The organism is Desertihabitans brevis (assembly GCF_003327535.1).
Classification (GTDB): Bacteria; Actinomycetota; Actinomycetes; order Propionibacteriales; family Propionibacteriaceae; genus Desertihabitans; species Desertihabitans brevis.
In genome coordinates, this window is sequence record NZ_QOUI01000003.1 from 200346 (window position 1) to 214962 (window position 14617).

The 14617-nt window shown below is 72.5% G+C and carries 16 protein-coding genes; 6 read left to right on the forward strand and 10 right to left on the reverse strand.

Going from position 1 to position 14617, the window contains the following annotated elements:
* Positions 1-56: 56 nt before the first annotated feature.
* The gene (locus tag DT076_RS06440; protein WP_114125833.1) at positions 57-260 is read right to left on the reverse strand and encodes a hypothetical protein; all 204 of its coding nucleotides are present in this window, start codon (positions 258-260) and stop codon (positions 57-59) included.
* Between the two features lie 124 nt (positions 261-384).
* Positions 385-1035: an NAD(P)H-binding protein gene (locus DT076_RS06445; protein ID WP_114125834.1), complete on the reverse strand. Its 651-nt coding sequence runs from the start codon at positions 1033-1035 to the stop codon at positions 385-387.
* Between the two features lie 267 nt (positions 1036-1302).
* Here DT076_RS06445 and DT076_RS06450 point away from each other — a divergent pair, with 267 nt between their 5' ends.
* Positions 1303-2001: a CPBP family intramembrane glutamic endopeptidase gene (locus DT076_RS06450; protein ID WP_114125835.1), complete on the forward strand. Its 699-nt coding sequence runs from the start codon at positions 1303-1305 to the stop codon at positions 1999-2001.
* 70 nt (positions 2002-2071) lie between these two features.
* Here the strand turns inward: DT076_RS06450 and DT076_RS06455 are convergent, their stop codons facing one another.
* From DT076_RS06455 to DT076_RS06470, 3 genes are all read right to left on the reverse strand, one after another.
* On the reverse strand, positions 2072-2965 hold the full coding sequence (locus DT076_RS06455; protein WP_114125836.1) for a sugar phosphate isomerase/epimerase family protein: 894 nt from the start codon (positions 2963-2965) through the stop codon (positions 2072-2074).
* Positions 2966-3116: 151 nt separating this feature from the next.
* Positions 3117-4346, reverse strand: a complete 1230-nt coding sequence (locus DT076_RS06465) for a dihydrodipicolinate synthase family protein (RefSeq protein ID WP_114125837.1) — start codon at positions 4344-4346, stop codon at positions 3117-3119.
* Positions 4343-5500, reverse strand: coding sequence for a Gfo/Idh/MocA family protein (locus DT076_RS06470; RefSeq protein ID WP_199539007.1), 1158 nt, complete (start codon positions 5498-5500; stop codon positions 4343-4345). Before DT076_RS06470 ends, DT076_RS06465 begins: the two co-directional genes overlap by 4 nt.
* Before the next feature lie 163 nt (positions 5501-5663).
* Between DT076_RS06470 and DT076_RS06475 the strand changes: the two genes are divergently transcribed.
* Both DT076_RS06475 and DT076_RS06480 read left to right on the forward strand, forming a co-directional pair.
* Positions 5664-6728, forward strand: coding sequence for a LacI family DNA-binding transcriptional regulator (locus DT076_RS06475; RefSeq protein ID WP_114125838.1), 1065 nt, complete (start codon positions 5664-5666; stop codon positions 6726-6728).
* Positions 6729-6730: 2 nt separating this feature from the next.
* The gene (locus DT076_RS06480) at positions 6731-7420 is read left to right on the forward strand and encodes a ThuA domain-containing protein (protein WP_158548060.1); all 690 of its coding nucleotides are present in this window, start codon (positions 6731-6733) and stop codon (positions 7418-7420) included.
* A gap of 3 nt (positions 7421-7423) precedes the next feature.
* Here the strand turns inward: DT076_RS06480 and DT076_RS06485 are convergent, their stop codons facing one another.
* Positions 7424-7960, reverse strand: a complete 537-nt coding sequence (locus DT076_RS06485; protein ID WP_114125840.1) for a hypothetical protein — start codon at positions 7958-7960, stop codon at positions 7424-7426.
* Positions 7961-8043: 83 nt separating this feature from the next.
* Here DT076_RS06485 and DT076_RS06490 point away from each other — a divergent pair, with 83 nt between their 5' ends.
* Both DT076_RS06490 and DT076_RS06495 read left to right on the forward strand, forming a co-directional pair.
* Positions 8044-8316, forward strand: coding sequence for a DUF4235 domain-containing protein (locus tag DT076_RS06490; protein ID WP_114125841.1), 273 nt, complete (start codon positions 8044-8046; stop codon positions 8314-8316).
* A gap of 168 nt (positions 8317-8484) precedes the next feature.
* Positions 8485-9873, forward strand: coding sequence for an MFS transporter (locus DT076_RS06495; protein WP_147264077.1), 1389 nt, complete (start codon positions 8485-8487; stop codon positions 9871-9873).
* A gap of 22 nt (positions 9874-9895) precedes the next feature.
* Here DT076_RS06495 and DT076_RS06500 read toward each other — a convergent pair whose 3' ends face one another.
* Both DT076_RS06500 and DT076_RS06505 read right to left on the reverse strand, forming a co-directional pair.
* Positions 9896-11698, reverse strand: coding sequence for a thiamine pyrophosphate-requiring protein (locus tag DT076_RS06500; RefSeq protein WP_114125843.1), 1803 nt, complete (start codon positions 11696-11698; stop codon positions 9896-9898).
* A gap of 145 nt (positions 11699-11843) precedes the next feature.
* Positions 11844-12116 carry an HU family DNA-binding protein gene (locus DT076_RS06505; protein ID WP_114125844.1) on the reverse strand — a complete coding sequence of 91 codons (273 nt, stop codon included), beginning with the start codon at positions 12114-12116 and terminating at the stop codon, positions 11844-11846.
* Between the two features lie 247 nt (positions 12117-12363).
* Between DT076_RS06505 and DT076_RS06510 the strand changes: the two genes are divergently transcribed.
* The gene (locus DT076_RS06510) at positions 12364-12753 is read left to right on the forward strand and encodes a hypothetical protein (RefSeq protein WP_147264078.1); all 390 of its coding nucleotides are present in this window, start codon (positions 12364-12366) and stop codon (positions 12751-12753) included.
* Between the two features lie 402 nt (positions 12754-13155).
* Here DT076_RS06510 and DT076_RS06515 read toward each other — a convergent pair whose 3' ends face one another.
* Complete coding sequence (locus DT076_RS06515; RefSeq protein ID WP_114125846.1) at positions 13156-13449, reverse strand: DUF427 domain-containing protein; 294 nt, start codon at positions 13447-13449, stop codon at positions 13156-13158.
* 61 nt (positions 13450-13510) lie between these two features.
* The gene (locus DT076_RS06520) at positions 13511-14617 is read right to left on the reverse strand and encodes an aldo/keto reductase (protein WP_325048357.1); all 1107 of its coding nucleotides are present in this window, start codon (positions 14615-14617) and stop codon (positions 13511-13513) included.

A 14617-nucleotide genomic window follows, 5' to 3' on the forward strand; every position in this document is an offset into this window, starting at 1 on the left:
GGTGCGTCCGCGGCACCGTCGGAGGGTGGCCGGCCGGACGTGGCGGACCAGCCGGGTCAGGCGGGTGGGAGGCCGGACCGGACGAGGCGGTCGACCGCCCCCACGACGTCCGGCGGGTCCTGCAGCGGCGGAGGCCCGTCCGCGTCGGGGTTCGTGGCGCAGGCGAGGAGCGTGAGTGCGGTGCCGAGGGCGACGAAGGCGACGAGCGCCCGCAGCACCGAGCGGCGGGCGGGTGTGGTGGGGACGGGCTGGATGGTCATCGGTCGTCTTCCTGGCGTGTGACGGGGTGCCGGCCGGGCAAGCGCCGGGCTCGGGGACCAGTCGAGGCCGTGTGCCCACGACCGGGTCAAGCCGGCCCCAGGGCCGTCCGCCGCGGCCACGACGTCAGCGGATCGTGGCCCGCACCGCCTGCGCCACCGGGGTCGAGCCCTGGGTGACCTCGAGCAGCTGCCGACGGACCCGCGGCTCGTGCAGCAGCTCGGCCAGCGTGGCGGCGACGTCGGCCCGCGGGATCTCGTCATCGGGTTGGGCCGGCCCGAGCGCCACCTGCCCGGTCCCGGGGCGGTCGACCAGCAGCGAGGGGCGCAGCACCACCCAGTCGAGGTCGCTCAGGGTGACGGTGACGTCGACGAGCTTCTTCACCGCGAAGTAGAACTCCTCGTCCTCGTCGGGGCGCTGCCCGCGTCCCGCCTCGGGGAGCACCGACAGCAGCAGGAACCGGTCGACGTCGGCCAGCCGGGCTGCCGCCAGCGTCTCGACCACCGCCTGCCCGTCGACCGCGGCCGTCACCTCGCGGGCACCGGCGTTGGACCCGGCCGCGAAGACGACCGCGTCGGCGCCGCGGAGCAGCGGCGCCAGCGTCTCCGCGGTCGCCCCGGCGAGCGCGCCGACGGAGGCGTCGACACCGAGGGCCGCGAGCTCGGCCCGCTGCTCCTCGCGCCGCACCAGCCCGGAGACGCGATCACCGCGGGCGAGGAGCGTGCGCGCCAGGAGCCTGCCGGTCCGGCCGCTGGCCCCGAGGACGAAGACGTTCACCCGTCGGTGGAACCGGTGCGGACGGCGGTGGGCATCGCGGCTCCTCGAGGTGGTCGCCGGCGGGCCGGTGGGTCGGCGGCCGGTGGCGCACGCAGCGCCTGGCCAGCGTGCGACCGGGGCCTGCGTCTTCGCGTCGGTAGGAGTCACCGAGCCCGGTCGGCGTCCACGGAGCGCCCGGCCGGGCGGGTCTTGACCCTGTCCCGAGGGCACGGTGTCCGATGACCCGGGGCGCCGTCCGGATACGCCCACCCGCCCCGAGGAGTCCCGATGAGCACCTCCGCCGCCCCCGACCGTCCCCGCACCGCCCCCGGCTGGCCCGAGCTGCTCGTCGGGCTCGCGGTGCTCGCCCTGGTCGCCTACGGCACCGCACCGCTCGTGCTCACCCCGCTCGGCCTGGAGGGGGTGGCGCGCGGGCTCGCGCTCGGCGCGCTGTCGGGCGTGGCCGGGATCATCGCCTTCCTCGTCGCGCTGGCGCTGCGGGTGCGACGGCCCGAGGCGTTCGGCGTCCGCGGCACCACCGTCCGCTGGCTGCTGCTCGGCGCCCTCGGCGGACTGGTCGCGCTGGTGGTCGCCCGCATCATCGGGGTGATCACGCTGCTGCTCGGCATCCAGCCCGAGAACATCCAGCAGCCCTACACCGAGGCGGGCAGCGCCGGGGTGTGGTCGGTGGTGCTGTCGCTGCTGTTCCTGGCCCTGCTCACCCCGCTGGGTGAGGAGCTGCTCTTCCGCGGGGTGGTGACCACGGTGCTGCTCCGCTACGGCGCGGTGGTGGGCGTGGTCGGCAGCGCGGTCGTGTTCGCGCTGATGCACGGGATCAACGCGGTCTCCTTCTCCGCCCTCGTCGTGGGCCTGGTGGCCGGTGAGCTGCGCCGGCGCAGCGGGTCGGTGTGGCCCGGGGTGGTCGTGCACGTGGTCAACAACGCGGTCAGCCAGCTGATCGCGCTGCTCCTCGCCGGTCTGCTCTGACCGCGCGCCGAGTGGCACGTTCCCGGGCTGGGACGGGTCCCAGACGCCCGGGAGCGTGACACTCGACGACTCAGAGGTGGGGCTGGACCAGCTCGATGTAGCGACGGGCCAGGGTGGCGACCGTGTCGGCACCGGGCGCCGCCCAGACGTCGGCGTTGAAGATCTCCACCTCGACGTCACCGGTGTAGCCGGCCTCGGCCACCCAGCGCGTGAACGCGGCGAAGTCGACGTGGCCGTCGCCCATCATCCCGCGAGCCAGCAGGGTGTCGGCCGGCAGCGGGGTGATCCAGTCGCAGACCTGGTAGCTGACGATCCGCTCGCCCGCCCGCAGGATCTGCTCGCGCACCCCCGGCTCCCACCACAGGTGGAAGGTGTCGACCACGACGCCCACCTGCTTCGGGGTGAACCGCTCGGCGATGTCGAGGGCCTGGGCCAGCGTGGAGACAACCCCGCGGTCGGCGGCGTAGATCGGGTTCATCGGCTCGATGCCGAGGACCACCCCGCGCTGCTCGGCCTCGGGCACCAGCCGCTCCACCGCGGCGGCGGCGCGCTCGCGGGCAGCCACCAGGTCGCGGTCGCCCGCGGGCAGTCCGCCCGGGACGAGCACCAGCGTCGGGGCACCGAGTGCAGCGGCCTCGTCCAGGGCCCGGACGTTCTCGGCGTGCGCGCGCTCGACGGCGTCCGGCTCGGACACGGTGAAGAACCCGCCGCGGCACAGCGACGACACCCGCAGCCCGGCGTCCCGCACCATCGCGACCGCGGTCTCGAGCCCCACCTCGGCCACCGGCTCGCGCCACAGCCCGATGCTCGGCAGCCCGGCGGCGACGCACCCGTCCACCGCCTCCCGCAGCGACCACTCCGCGGTCGTGCGCTGGTTGAGCGAGAGCCGGGCCAGCCGCGGGTCGCCCGCCGTCGGCGTCTCGACCCGGGCGGCCTCCCCGCTCGGGACGTCCAGGACGCTCATGCCACCCCTCCGTTCCGGCCGCCGCACCCGGCGCCCGGACGCGGGTGTGGACGTCCCGTCGGTTCGACCGGTGCCAGAGCGACGCGATCGCCACACTCGCGGGCAGGGGCGGGGGCGGGGGCCGGCGCCGGGGCGGGTGCGGGTCGGCGGGTCATGGGCGGAGGCCGGCGGTGTCGAGGACGAGCTGCATCCGGGCGGCGGCCAGCTCGGGGTCGGGCAGCAGGCGGGCGGTGTTGGCCAGCTCGAACACGCGGGCCAGGTGCAGCGGCGAGCGGGCCGACTGCATGCCGCCGACCATGGTGAACCCGTCCTGCAGGCCCGAGAGCCACGACACGAAGGCGACGCCGGTCTTGTAGTGGAAGGTCGGCGCCTCGAAGATCGTCCGCGACAGCGGCAGGGTGGGCGCCATCTCGGCCCGGTAGGCCTCCACGTCGCCGGCCTCGAGCGCGGAGAAGGCGGCCGAGGCGGCCGGCGCGATCGCCGCGAAGGCGCCGAGCAGGGCGTCGGAGTGGTGCTCGCCGTCGCCCTCGATCAGCTCGGGGTAGTTGAAGTCGTCACCGGTGTAGAGCCGGACGCCCTCGGGCAGCGCCGCGCGCAGACCGCGCTCGTGCTCGGCCGACAGCAGCGACACCTTGACCCCGTCGACCTTGTCGGCGTGGGCACGGACCAGGGAGAGGAAGTTCTCCGTCGCCTCGGCCACGTCGCGGCTGCCCCAGTAGCCGGCCAGCTGCGGGTCGAAGGCCTCGCCCAGCCAGTGCAGCACGACCGGCTCGGCGACCTGGGTGAGGATCGTCTCGTACACCCGCAGGTAGTCGTCGAAGCCGCGGGCCGCCGCGGCCAGGTGGCGGGAGGCCATCACGATCACCTGCGAGCCGGCGCCCTCGACGTGGGCGACCTGCTCGAGGTAGGCGGTGGTGACCTGCTCCAGAGCGGAGGCGCCCACCTCGGTCGCGGCCAGCTGGTGCGGGGCGACGGTGAGGTGGTCGGTGCCGGCGCCGGAGGCGATCCGTGCCCCGTGCTCCTTGGCCTGGGCGGCGCTGCGGGTGATGAGCTCCGCGGCCGCGGCCCAGTCCAGGCCCATGTTGCGCTGGGCGGTGTCCATCGCCTCGGCCACCCCGAGCCCGTGGGCGAACAGGTGGCGGCGGAAGGCCAGCGTGGCGTCCCAGTCGACCACCGCGGGCGCGCCGGGCACGTTCTCCCCGCGCGGGTCGACGATGACGTGGGCGGCGGCGAAGGCGACCCGGGCGGTGTGCGGCTGCGGGTGCGGGGCCCAGGCCCGCGGCTCGGCCAGCTCGACGTCGTGCCAGCCGCCGTCGACCGCGGGCAGCCGGATCGTCGTGCCGGTGCCGGGCACCTCCTCGGTGCGGGTGGCGGTGCTCATGCGCCCGCCTGGAAGTGCTCGATCTCGACGCGGCGGCCCTCGGTGGACGACGTCAGCCCGGCGTCGACCAGCTGCAGCCCGCGGACGCCGGCGGCCAGGTCGTAGGGGTGCGGGCGACCGGCGTCGACGTCGGTGAGGAACTGCTCCCACTGGGCGCGGAAGCCGTTGGTGAACTCCTGGTTGTCCGGCACCTCGTCCCACTGGCCGCGGAAGTCCTCGGTGGTCGGCAGATCGGGGTTCCACACCGGTTTCGGGGTGCGCACGCGGGGCTGGATCCGGCAGCCGAACAGCCCGGCCACGGCCGAGCCGTGGGTGCCGTCGACCTGGAACTCGACGAGCTCCTTGCGGTCCACGCGGACGGCCCAGGAGGAGTTGATCTGGGCGATGATCCCGCCGTCGAGCTCGAAGATGCCGTAGGCGGCGTCGTCGGCGGTGGCGGTGTAGCGCTCGCCCTGCTCGTCCCACCGCTCGTCGATGTGGGTGACGGCCTTGGCGGTGACCGCCTCGACCTTGCCGAACAGGTTCTCCATCACGTAGTTCCAGTGGCAGAACATGTCGAGCACCATGCCGCCGCCGTCCTCGGCGCGGTAGTTCCAGCTGGGCCGCTGGGCGGGGATGAGGTCGCCCTCGAACACCCAGTAGCCGAACTCCCCGCGCACCGAGAGGATGCGCCCGAAGAACCCGGAGTCGATGAGCCGCTTCAGCTTGAGCAGGCCGGGCAGGTAGAGCTTGTCGTGCACCACACCGGTGCGCACACCCGCGGCCTCGGCGGCGCGGACCAGCTCGATCCCGTCGGCCACCGACTCCGCGATCGGCTTCTCCGTGAACACGTGCTTGCCGGCGGCGACCGCGGCCAGGATGGCGTCCTTGCGCCCGGAGGTGACCTGGGCGTCGAAGTAGATGCTCGCGGTCGGGTCGGCCAGGGCCTCGCCCAGGTCGGTCGTCCAGTCCGCGATGCCGTGCTCCTTGGCGATCCGGCTGAGCTTGTCCGCGCTGCGGCCCACGATCACCGGCTCGACCTGCAGCCGGTCGCCGCCCGGCAGCACCAGACCCCCCTCGTCGCGGATCGCGAGGATGGACCGCAGCAGGTGCTGGCGGTAGCCCATCCGTCCGGTGATCCCGTTCATGACGATCCGGGTCGTGCGTTCAGCCATCTCCGCTCCTTTGCTCAACCGCTTACGCAAGCGCTTGCGTTACGGTAGTACCGCCGACGTCCCGATGGCAACAGGTGGCAGGATGTCCGGCGTGCGCCGCAGCGAGGCGGATCGCACCGAGGAGCCGGCCCACCGAGGGCAGGCGCCACCACGGAGGAGGGTCATGTCGAGCGACGTCCGACCCGCTGCGGGTCGACCGGAGGTCGTCGCGGCGACCACCCGGCTCGAGGACGTCGCCCGGGCGCTCGGCGTCTCCGGCGCGACGGTGTCCCGCGCGCTCAGCGGCAAACCCGGGGTGAGCCGGGAGATGGCCGAACGGGTCCGCCGCACCGCGGCCGAGATGGGCTACGTGGCCAACGTGCACGCCCGGACGCTCGCGGGCGGCCCGACCTCGGTGCTGGGCCTGGTGGTGCACGAGATCGTCGACCCCTACTTCACCGAGATCGCCGCCGCCATGGTGGACGCCGCCGAGGAGCACGGCCTGCTGGTGCAGGTCTGCCACGCCGGCCGCGACCCCGAGCGCGAGCTGAAGCAGGTGCGCACCCTGGTGGCCCACCACGTCCGGGCCATCGTGCTGGCGGGATCGGGCCACCTCGACCCGGCGCTGGAGCAGCCGACCGCCCAGGTGCTGCAGGGGTTCGTGGCCCGCGGCGGCCAGGTCGCGGTGATCGGACGCCGGGGGCTGAAGGCCGACGCGGTGCTGCCCGACAACGTCGGCGCCGGTGCCACCATCGCCCGGCACCTGGTCGAGCTCGGCCACCGCCGGATCGTGGTGCTCGGCGGGCTGGGTGGGTTGACCACCGTGCAGGACCGGATCGCCGGGCTGGCCTCGGTGCTCGACGCCGACCCGGACGTCACCTGGCACCTGGAGCCGTGCGAGTTCAGCGCCGACGGCGCCACCGCCGCCACCGCGACCGCGCTGGACGCCCACCCCGGGACCACCGCCCTGGTCACCCTCAGCGACCAGATGGCGACCGGGGCCCTGGACGTCCTGCGCCGCCGCGGCCTGCGCGTCCCCGATGACCTCTCCGTCACCGGCTTCGACGACATCCGGATCGCCGCCCAGCTCTCCCCCGGCCTGACCACGGTCCGCTTCCCGCTGACCGAGATGGGGCGCAAGGCGCTGGACCTGGTGCTCCGCCCGCACACCGGCCGACCCCGGCGCCGCACCGTGAGCAGCGTCCTGGTGCCCCGCGACTCCACCGCCGCCCCGAACCCGAGGAGATGACCATGTCCACCGCCCTCGTCGTCAGCGGCAGCGGCCGCTGGGCCGACCCCTGGCACCCCTTCGAGCAGACCTCGGAGCGGTTGCGCCAGGTGCTCACCGGCTGCGGTCTGGAGGTGACGGTCCGCGACGACGTCGAGGACGCGCTGACCGGGCTGCCGGCGGTCGACCTGCTGGTGCTCAACATCGGCAACACCGAGGGCCCCGACCCCGACCTGCCCGACCTCCCCGAGCGGCCCGGCCCGGAGGTGGTCGCGGCCATCGAGACCTCGCTGCAGCAGCACCTGGAGCGCGGCGGTGCGCTGCTCGGCGTGCACTCGGCGACCACCGCGCTGCCCACCTCCCCGACCTACGCCTCGCTGCTCGGTGGACGCTGGGTCCGCGGCCGCACCATGCACCCGCCGATCGGGCCGGCCCGGGTCGAGCCGGTCGACGTCGACCACCCCGTCGCCGCCGGCCTGGGCCCGACCGAGCTCGTCGACGAGCGCTACAGCTGGCTGGAGACCGGGCCCGACGTCACCGTGCTGTGCGAGCACGAGCACGACGAGGAGCAGCACCCTGTGGTGTGGGCCCGCACGGCCGGACCGGCCCGGGTGCTCTACAGCGGGCTGGGCCACGACACGCGCTCCTACGACTCCCCCGCGCACCGTGAGCTGCTGGTCCGCGGCGTCGACTGGTTGCTCGGTCGCGGCTGAACGTCAGCCCTGCCGGCCCGGACGCAGCGCCCGGAACCGCCAGCCGTCCTCACCCTGCTCCAGCCGCAGCCCGAAACCGGTGAGCAGCCGGTCGGCGCGGGGACGCCGGGTGAACTCGGTCAGGCCCTCGCGCGCCTCGTCCCCGGCCACCGGCAGCACCTCCTGCACCAGCTCGTCGAGGTCGACGTCCAGCCGGCGGCAGGCCTCGGCCAGCATCGCCAGGTGCCGCACGCTGTCCTCGGCCTCGATCTGGAACCCCTCCACCACGTGGGCGCGGACCGCCGTCCGCAGCAGCTCGGGACGCTGCTCGTCCAGCGCCTGCTCGAGGACGTGCGTGGCCAGCACCTTGAGCGCCGAGCCCACCGGCACCGTCATCGCCCGGCTGACCCGGCGTCGCCCCTCCTCCGGCAGCTCGACGAAGGTGCCGGTCAGGTCCTGCAGCAGCTGCAGCAGCTCGGGACGTCGCAGTCCGGTCGTGTCCTCGGGGAGGACGTCGGCGAGCTCACGGAGCCACTGCACACAACGGTCGGTGTCCTCCATGACCCCATCCTGGCAGGGCCGGTCGGTTCGGCCGCCAGCCGGATGGGAGAGTGGGAGGAGAACGACCGACGAGAGGAGACACCATGCCGGCCCTCGCCAAGATGGCCTACCGCCCGGTCGGCCTCGCCAGCGGCCTGGCCGCCGGTGCGCTGTCGGGTCTGGTGTTCAGGCAGATCTGGAAGCGCATCGCCGACGAGGACGACCCGCCGACCGCGCTGCAGTCGGAGTACTCGCTGAAGCACATCCTGCTGGCCTCGGCGCTGCAGGGGATGGTCTTCGCGGTGGTCAAGACGCTGGTCGACCGGGCCGGAGCGGTGGGGTTCAAGCGGATCACCGGCACCTGGCCCGGCGACTGACCCCCGTCCCGCTCCGATGCCCCACCCGACCGCGAACGGGTGGGACCGGGGTGCGGGTCACGTAGCATCGACGCGGATCCGGACCGGGTCCCCGCCCGCCTGACCGGCTCCGCACCCGGAGGACGGGCGGTTCGGCAGCCCGTACGGGTGCGACGAGTGGTGGGGTCCGTGGAGTTCGTCAAGGCACTGCGCCGGCTCTGGCGCCACCAGCTCTTCCGGCGGCTGGTCGCCGTCCGGATCGCCGTGCAGGCCACCGACGGCATGGTCCAGGTGGGGATGGCGGCCTACCTGCTGCTCGACCCGCGATTCCAGACCACCGGCGCCGACATCGTGGCCGTGATGGCCATCATGTTCCTGCCGTTCTCCGTCGTCGGCCCCTTCGTCAGCGGAGTGCTCGACCGCTGGAACCGCCGGCAGGCCGTCATCGTCACCGACGTCATCCGGATCGGGCTGTCCCTCGGGATGGCCGCGCTGGTGGTGGTCGGCACCGGGACCGCGCTGACGCTCGGGCTGTTCTACCTCGCCGCACTGCTGACCATGAGCCTCAACCGGTTCGCGCTGGCGGGGATGTCGGCGGCGCTGGCGCACACCGTCGACGAGGACGAGTACCTGCTCGCCAGCTCGGTGATGCCGACGGTCGGGCCGGCCGGGGTCGTCATCGGCGGCGGCGCGGCGTTCGCGATCCGCACGCTGGTGGGGCCGTGGCAGGGCACCCAGGCCGCCGACGCGCTGATCTTCGTGGTGTGCGCCGCCGGGTTCGCCCTCACCGTCGTGCTGGCGCTGCGGATCCCCCGCGGTGCGCTCGGCCCCGACGCCGCCCGCCAGCTGGCCGCACGGCGCACCTCGGTGCGCGCGGAGGTGGTCGGCGTGGTCACCGGGCTGGCCGACGCGGTCCGCCACACCGTGCACCGGCGTCCGGCCGCGCTCGGGCTGCTGACCATCGCCCTGCAGCGGATCGGCTACGGGATGGTGATGGTGGCCGCCATCCTCGTCTACCGCAACACCTTCTACGACGTCGCCGACGTGGACGCCGCCACCGCCGCCTTCGGGCTGTGGGCGGGGGCCACCGCGGTCGGCTTCGTGCTCTCCGGCGCGGTCACCCCGTTCTTCGTGGCCCGGATCGGGCTGCGCCGCTGGATCGTCACCGTGCTGGTGGCCGCCGGCGTCCTGCAGGTGGTGCCCGGCAGCATCATCACCCAGCCCACCCTGGTGGTGGCCGGCTTCCTGCTCGGGGTGGCCGCCCAGTCGCTGAAGATCGGTGTCGACACCCTCGTCCAGGCCCACGTCGACGAGGCGTACAAGGGCCGGGTGTTCGTCGTCTACGACATGATCTTCAACACCACCCAGGTCGGCGCGGCGGTGCTGGCGGCGGCGCTGCTGCCGGCCAGCGGGGTGTCGGTGCCGGTGTACGTGGGCATCGGGGTGTGGATCCTCGCGGTGGCCGTCCTGTTCGCGCGGAGCAGCGCCCGGATCGGCCCGGCGCTGTTCGAGAAGGGCACCGAGGACCTGCTCGGCACCCCGGCCACCGATCCGGCGCCGGACGTCGCCCGCCGCTGAGCTCTTCGCGGGGGCTCCGGGATCAGTCGCCGCGGCCGGGGAAGACCTCGGCGAGCTTGCTCTTCACGCCCTGCTTGACCATGCCCACCCGGTCGCTGTCACCCGCGAGGACCGACCGTGCCGTGCTGACCATCTGGTCCCAGCTGGCGTGCGGCGGGATCGGCGGCACGGCCGGGTCGGCGTGCACCTCGACCACACAGGGACGTCGGGCCGCGATGGCCTCGTCCCAGGCCGGCCCGAGCTGGTCGGGCTCGGTCACCTCGATGCCGTGCAGGCCGAGGCTGCGGGCGTAGCCGGCGTAGGGGAAGGCCGGCAGGTGCTGCGACGGCAGGAACTGCGGCGAGCCGCCCATCGCGCGCAGCTCCCAGGTCACCTGGTTGAGGTCGTCGTTGCGCAGCACGAGCACCACCAGCCGCGGGTCGGCCCACTCCTGCCAGTAGTGCGCGATGGTGATGAGCTCGCCGTTGCCGTTCATCTGCATCGCGCCGTCGCCGACCAGGGCGTACACCGGACGGTCGGGGTGGGCGTACTTGGCACCGAGGGCGTAGGGCACCGCGCACCCCATGGTCGCCAGCGTCCCGGACAGGGTGCCGCGCATCCGGCCGCGCAGCTTCACGTGCCGGGCGTACCAGTTGGTGCCCGAGCCGGAGTCGGCGGTGACGATCGCGTCGTCGGGCAGCCGCGGGGACAGCTCGGCGAACACCCGTTCGGGGTTGACCGGGTCGGCGTCGACGGAGGCGCGGGTCTGCAGCACCCCGTCCCAGCGCTCGACGTCGGCCTCGATCTTCTCCCGCCAGCGGCGGTCCTCCTTGCGGTGCAGCAGCGGCAGCAGCCGCTGCAGGGCGAGCGAGGCGTCGCCGACGAGGTTGACCTCGAAGGGGTAGCGCAGCCCGATCATGGTGGGGTCGACGTCGATCTGCACCGCCCGCACCTTCGGCTCGCCGTCGGAGAACGGCGGCAGGAACTGGGTGTAGGGGAAGCTCGAGCCGACCACCAGCAGGGTGTCGCACTCCATCATCAGCTCGTAGGACGGACGGGTGCCGAGCAGCCCGATCGAGCCGGTCACCCAGGGCAGCTCGTCGGAGAGGACGTCCTTGCCGAGCAGGGCCTTGGCCACGCCGGCCCCGAGCACGTCGGCGAGCTCGGTGACCTCGGCCACCGCACCGCGGGCGCCCTGGCCGATGAGCACGGCGACCTTCTCCCCGGCGTTGAGCACCTCCGCGGCCCGAGCCACGTCGTCGGCGGCCGGCACCGGCGCGGCCCACGTCTGGTCGAGGCTGGAGGGGACCATCTTGAAGGCGTGGGTGGGCGGGCTGTAGTCCAGCTCCTGCACGTCGGAGGGGATGATCACCGCGGTCACGGTGCGCTCGCTGGCGGCGATCCGCATCGCCCGGTCGAGCACGTTGGGCAGCTGCTCGGGCACCGTCACCATCTGGCAGAACTGGCTCGCGACGTCCTTGAACAGGGTCAGCAGGTCGACCTCCTGCTGGTAGGACCCGCCCATCGCCGAGCGCTCGGTCTGCCCGACGACCGCCACCACCGGGACGTGGTCCATCTTGGCGTCGTAGAGGCCGTTGAGCAGGTGGATCGCGCCCGGGCCGCTGGTGGCCGTGCAGACCCCCACCCGGCCGCTCAGCTTGGCGTAGCCGCAGGCGGCGAACGCGGCCATCTCCTCGTGCCGGGTCTGGACGAACTGCGGCTGGTTCCCGGCCTTCTGCCAGGCGCCCAGCAGCCCGTTGATGCCGTCCCCGGCGTAGCCGAAGACGTGCTCGACGTCCCACTCCCGCAGCCGCTGGAGGACGAAGTCGGCGACGGTCGTGCTCATGGTGCTCCTCGGGGGTCGGGGCCGGGCCTCGGTGGTGGGTTTCCCGGGGCCGACGACGGCGAAACACCTCCGGACGCCGACGAGGGCCCGTCCCCGAGGAGGTGTCGACCTCCGCGGGCGGGCCCCCGGCGAGGAGACGGCTGGGTCAGCCGACCTGCTTCTTCAGCTGGGTGCCGGCCTTGAAGGCGGGGACCTTCGACGCGGCGATCTGGATCTCCTCGCCGGTCTGCGGGTTGCGGCCGGTGCGGGCGGCGCGCTCGCGCACCTCGAAGGTGCCGAAACCGGGCAGCGAGACCTTCTCGCCCTTGGCCAGCTCGCCGGCGATGGCGTCCAGCACGGCGGAGACGGCCTTGTCGGCCTCGGACTGGGTCGTGCCGGTGGTCTGCGCGACGGCGGCGACGATGTTCTTCTTGCTCATCTGGTGATCCTTTTCCTCGGAGATGCCGACACGCGACGCGACGACCCGGCCGGAGCCGGGTCGTCCCCGGAGGGCACGACGTCGCACGGCAGAGCCCGTGCCGTGTCGGTGTTCAGTGGGCTCATCGGTGTTCACCGTAGCGGTCCGGGGCCCCGGATCCCGCGCAGGGACTGGTGTCGGCGCAAAAAGCTCGCAGCACCAGTCGGTACAAGCAACCCACGCCCGCGTCGCCACTAAACTCGCCGGTGTGGATCAGGAGAAGAGCGAGCCGATCGTTCTGTGGGTTGGAATCGACCCTTACCGATTCCCAGGTTACCGGGACGCCAGTCGCCTCATGGATGTGGTCGAGCGCGCCGTGGACCGTTTCCCACCGGGGACGGTGGAACTGTGGCTGTTCGGGCCGGACGACGATCTCGACATCGAGCTGACTCGACGTCTCAGCGCGCGCCGATGGCGGTGCGTCATGATCGGCCAGGGCGTCCGAGTCGGTGTGGTCCCGACTGAGACGTTCGAACGCATCGTCAATCTCATACGGCTGCACGCACCTGACGCCGCGATTGCGTTCAACGAGTCGATCTACGACGGGCGTGAGGCGGCGTCGCGCTGGGTAGATGAACTAGCGATGAAGAATACGTGAGAGTCCATGGCCGGACCCAGTCGTTCATTCCGCGGCAGGTGTGCGCGGCCACCTCGACGCTGCGCTCGAACTGGCTGTTCTTTTAAGGTGCCCAATTCGGAGAGTCCATCGATGTCGACGGACGCAAGCGCGCGCCGGATCGCGACCGGATCCAGTCGGCTCGGCGTCGCAGGCCCACGTCGTGCAGGACCGCACGCCCCTCTCGCACCGGTGGGCAGGTGAAGCGTACGCGTCATTGATCAGCTCGATCATGGGCGGATGTTGCGGCGGACAGGCACCCGGCCCGGTACCGTCGAGCACTCTCGAGCGCGGCACAGACGATGAGCACGCCGTCGCGCCCTCTCACGACAGTTCACGGAAGGAGGTACATCGCGAGGGCGGCGTCCTCCCGCGACCAGGCACTCACTCGCTGATGACGACGGCACGATCGAAGGCGACGAACCCGGCGAAGTCCTTGCCGACACGCTCGACGGCAGTTGCGCCAGGGGTGACATAGGCCCAGGCGACGTCCTCCGGGCCGTCGACGAGGGAGTAGTAACTGGCCGGTCCCTTCCAAGGGCACGTGTACGGAGTGGCGCTCGGCGCCAGCTCCGACCATCTGACGGAGCTCGGAGGGAAGTACCAGTTCCCCTCGATCATGACGAGGTCCTCGGCGTCAGCGGTGGCGATGACCCGGTTTCCGATCGTGGCCTTCATATCGTCCTCTCGATGCAGTTCTCGTTGAGTGCTGGTGGGTGCTTCTCGCGCCGGGTGATCCTCAGGGCTGGGCCAGTCGCAACTGTTGGACCCGGTCGTGCTCGGACCACAACTCGTGGGGGTATCCCAGTCGGGGCGCGCTGATCTCGTCGAGCCGCCTCAGCTGACGCGCCGGGACCTCGAGCTCGGTGGCCGCCAGGTAGGATCTGAGGTGGTCCACGTTCCTCGGTCCAACTACGGGAATGACCCCCTTCGACATCGACCAACTGATCGCCACTTGCTCAGGAGTCGTGTCGAGGTCCGTGGCGATACTCTCCACGGCATCCAGGACCTCGGACTTGGCGGGGTCCTCCTCCGTATGGAGGAACCGTCTGATCGAGCTCTGCGCGCGGCCTGTGGCGCCCCGCCGGTACTTGCCGGTCAGCAGGCCACCACCGAGGGGGGAAAACCCGAGGACACCCAGGCCGAACGCCTCCGCCATCGGCACCAGTTCCCGGTCGGCGCTGCGCTCGACGAGGCTGTACTCGACCTGGATGGCCACCGGAGGGGCCCAGCCCTGCTGTCTAGCCAGCGTGACGCCCGTGGCCACACGCCAGGCAGGAAAGTTGCAGAGACCGGCATACAGGATCTTGCCGGCGCGGGTCAGGTCATCAAAGGCCCGCACCACCTCCTCCATCGGTGTGGACCCGTCGGCCACATGGGCCCAGAGCACGTCCACGCGGTCCGTATGCAGTCGACGCAGGCTCTGCTCAAGGGACTGGACCATGGCTCTACGGCTGTTCCCGGTGACCTGCAGGCCGCTGCCTGCTGAGGACCCCATGGTGTACTTCGTCGCCAGGACGATGTCATCGCGGTCGGAGGAGATGATGTCGGAGAGGTGCTCCTCCGCCTCCCCGGACTGGTAGTTGGAGGCGGTGTCGATGAAGTTCCCGCCCGCTTCCCTGTAGGTGTCGTACATCGCCCGAGCCTCCGCGGCGTGCGCCCCGTGCCCCCAGCCCGTGCCGAAGTTGCCCGTCCCCAGCGACAGCTCCGACACCCGCAACCCCGATCTTCCGAGAAACCGGTACTGCATTCGTCCTCCACTCCTCCCGTCGTTCCCGCGCAGCACCTTCTCGATCCCCTGCAGGCGCCAATCACCATCGTCCCCGTGGTTCGGCGTACAGTCCAT